4 protein-coding genes are annotated in these 2,799 nt (G+C 60.8%); 2 read left to right on the top strand and 2 right to left on the bottom strand.

Annotated elements, in window-relative coordinates; translation table 11 throughout:
* Positions 1 to 98: 98 nt before the first annotated feature.
* Positions 99 to 719: a flavin reductase family protein gene (locus HU811_RS26425; RefSeq protein WP_186659013.1), complete on the top strand. Its 621-nt coding sequence runs from the start codon at positions 99 to 101 to the stop codon at positions 717 to 719.
* 128 nt (positions 720 to 847) lie between these two features.
* On the opposite strand, the gene HU811_RS26420 is transcribed toward HU811_RS26425, so the two are convergent.
* Together HU811_RS26420 and HU811_RS26415 are read right to left on the bottom strand one after the other, a co-directional pair.
* Positions 848 to 1,093 carry a hypothetical protein gene (locus HU811_RS26420; RefSeq protein WP_092393481.1) on the bottom strand — a complete coding sequence of 82 codons (246 nt, stop codon included), beginning with the start codon at positions 1,091 to 1,093 and terminating at the stop codon, positions 848 to 850.
* A gap of 41 nt (positions 1,094 to 1,134) precedes the next feature.
* Positions 1,135 to 1,488: a putative quinol monooxygenase gene (locus HU811_RS26415; protein WP_186659011.1), complete on the bottom strand. Its 354-nt coding sequence runs from the start codon at positions 1,486 to 1,488 to the stop codon at positions 1,135 to 1,137.
* Between the two features lie 327 nt (positions 1,489 to 1,815).
* Here HU811_RS26415 and HU811_RS26410 point away from each other — a divergent pair, with 327 nt between their 5' ends.
* Positions 1,816 to 2,745 carry an AraC family transcriptional regulator gene (locus HU811_RS26410; RefSeq protein ID WP_092393487.1) on the top strand — a complete coding sequence of 310 codons (930 nt, stop codon included), beginning with the start codon at positions 1,816 to 1,818 and terminating at the stop codon, positions 2,743 to 2,745.
* Positions 2,746 to 2,799: the final 54 nt, after the last annotated feature.

Genomic DNA, 2,799 nt, shown 5'->3' with positions numbered 1-2,799 from the left:
GCAAGCCCGCTCCCACAAAGTTCTGCGGTGCTGACAAAAACAGTTGGCCCCGGCACTATCCTCGAAATCTCAAAATCCATTCCAGGACCTCAGCCGCCATGCCCGACGACATCCACTACTACGAACCCGCCCAGGGCCACGGCCTGCCCCACGACCCGTTCAACGCCATCGTCGGCCCACGCCCCATCGGCTGGATTTCCTCCCAGGACGCCGAAGGGCACCTGAACCTGGCGCCCTACAGTTTTTTCAACGCCTTCAACTACATTCCGCCGATCATCGGCTTCTGCAGTGTCGGGCGCAAAGACAGCCTGAACAACATCGAGCAGACCGGCGAATTTGCCTGGAACCTGGCGACACGCCCGTTGGCCGAGCAGATGAACCAGAGCTGCGCCATGGTCGCGCCAAAGGTCAATGAATTCGAACTGGCCGGTTTGACGCCAGCAGCGTCACGGGTGATTCAGGTGCCACGCGTCGCGCAAAGCCCGGTGTCCTTCGAATGCAAGGTCACCCAGATCATCCAGTTGCAGCGTGCGGACCAGGCGTTGGTGCCCAGTTGGCTGATCCTCGGCGAAGTGGTTGCCGTGCATATCGCCAAATGGTTGTTGAAGGATGGGGTATACGACACCGCCGCCGCCGAGCCGATTTTGCGCGGCGGCGGGCCGGCGGATTATTTCCAGCTGGGTCCCGAGGCGCTATTCAAGATGCATCGTCCTCAATAGAAGATGCACACCGAACCCTGTGACACAGCGATTATCTGTGGGAGCAAGGCTTGCCCGCGATGAAAACAACGCGGTCTGTCTTTGGAACCAAGGTGACAGCATCGCGGGCAAGCCTTGCTCCCACAACGTTAATCTCGCAGGTTCCAGATCAGCTCGCCCTCGTCGTCGACACCCTTGAGATGGGTCAGTTGCACGGCAGCAGCGTCATCAGCTTCGGTGGCCGTCTTGAAGCTCTGCTCTTCAAGCACCTTGTTGAAACGCGGCGCACCGGAACCACCAATGGCTTTGGTGGCAATCGCCGCGTAGTAGCCGCCACCCTCTTTGGGGACGACCGCGGAAACAGCTTCGAAGGTTTCAAAGGCTTTACGTGCCATGTTGCGCATCCTGGCGATGGAAAATGACGCTCATTAAACCTTCAACCCGCCAGTTTGTGTACCTTCGCCAGGCACCCTTCGGTCGCCTGGGCGGCGGACACTTCCCGGAAGGTGTGGAAATCCAGGCTGCTCACCACCAGGTCCTGTACCAGCTCGGCGAAGATCGCCATGGCCGGGGAGTTGAAATAAGCATCCATCGCCTGTTGATTGACCCAGAGCCCGGACACCAGCCACAGATCAGCGTCGCATTGCGATTGCTGCAAGGCAAAATGCAGGCATCCGGGCGCCTGGCGCGAAGGCACGATCAGCGTACTCAGGCGTGCACCCAATGGCTTGGAGCAACCGGAACGGGCCCGCACAAAGGCCATGTGACTGACGGGGATCTGTGTAGACATGTTCAACCCTCCCAGGTAATCCGTTGTGCAGCCCGGGACAGGCTGCGACAGGATCAAAGGTTAAGCGCCACGACGCCAGCCTGGTTAGTCGATTCCTGCCGACCCATTGCACGATCCTGCGCGGGAGCGGTACCCAAGCGGTTCTCCATCCGCAAGGATTCGGGAAAGTTGAAACAAAAGGTTTCAAGCAAGTTTCGGTCACATTATGCCGCTGCGATTCGATGCGCCGTGCAGGATCAGGCAAGCTTTCGACAGGATGTGGCTACCACTGCAACTTGCACAAACATAAGCTCTGCTCATCGCTCCGCATTTCCCGAGGATTCCGGCATGTCGCCGCTTGACCACGCCCACGTCCCGCTGGACACGCATCTGGAACAACAGCGCGCCGAACTGGCGTCGATCATCACCCGCAATACCTGTGAAGATGGCAGCTACGCCACGGCCATCGACTCGCTGAATCTGTCGCGCCACAGCCAACCCCATCAATTCGCCCCGGTGCTGGCGCGACCGGCGCTGTGCATCATGGCCCAGGGCAGCAAACAGGTGCGCCTGGCCGACGAGTTGTTCAACTACGACCCGCTCCATTACCTGGTGGTCTCGGTCTCGATGCCCCTGAGTGGTTGCGTCGCCAGCGTTTCGCCCGATCAACCGATCCTGGCCCTGCGCCTGGACATCGATCCGGCGGAAATCACCGCGCTGATCGCCGACGCGGGCCCGCTGGGCGTACCGACGCGCCCCACCGGTCGCGGCCTGTATGTAGAACGGCTGGACACGCCGATGCTCGACGCGGTGTTGCGCCTGACACGGTTGCTGGACAGCCCGAAAGACATCGCCATGCTTGCGCCCCTGGTGCGCCGGGAGATCCTGTACCGCCTGCTGCGCAGCCCTCAGGGCTATCGGCTGTACGAAATCGCCATCACCAACAGTCAGAGCCATCGCATCAGCCAGGCGATCAAATGGCTCAACGGCCATTTCGAGCAACCGTTGCGCATCGATGACCTGGCCCGGGAAGTGAACCTCAGCGTCTCGACCCTGCATCACCGCTTCAAGGCCATGACGGCCATGAGCCCGCTGCAATACCAGAAACAACTGCGCCTTCAGGAAGCCCGGCGACTGATGCTGGCCGAAGGCCTGGAAGCCTCGGCGGCGGGGTATCGGGTGGGGTATGAAAGCCCTTCGCAGTTCAGCCGCGAGTACAGCCGCCTGTTCGGCGCGCCGCCGCTGCGGGATCTGGCGCGGTTGCGGATGACGGTTTGAGCTGATTTTTGAATTGGCTGTGCCGACCCCATCGCGAGCAGGCTCGCTCCCACA

Source organism: Pseudomonas tehranensis (assembly GCF_014268615.1).
GTDB classification, from domain to species: domain Bacteria; phylum Pseudomonadota; class Gammaproteobacteria; order Pseudomonadales; family Pseudomonadaceae; genus Aquipseudomonas; species Aquipseudomonas tehranensis.
The sequence above is the reverse complement of the archived record's forward strand: the minus strand, read 5'-3'. Positions and strand labels throughout refer to the sequence as shown.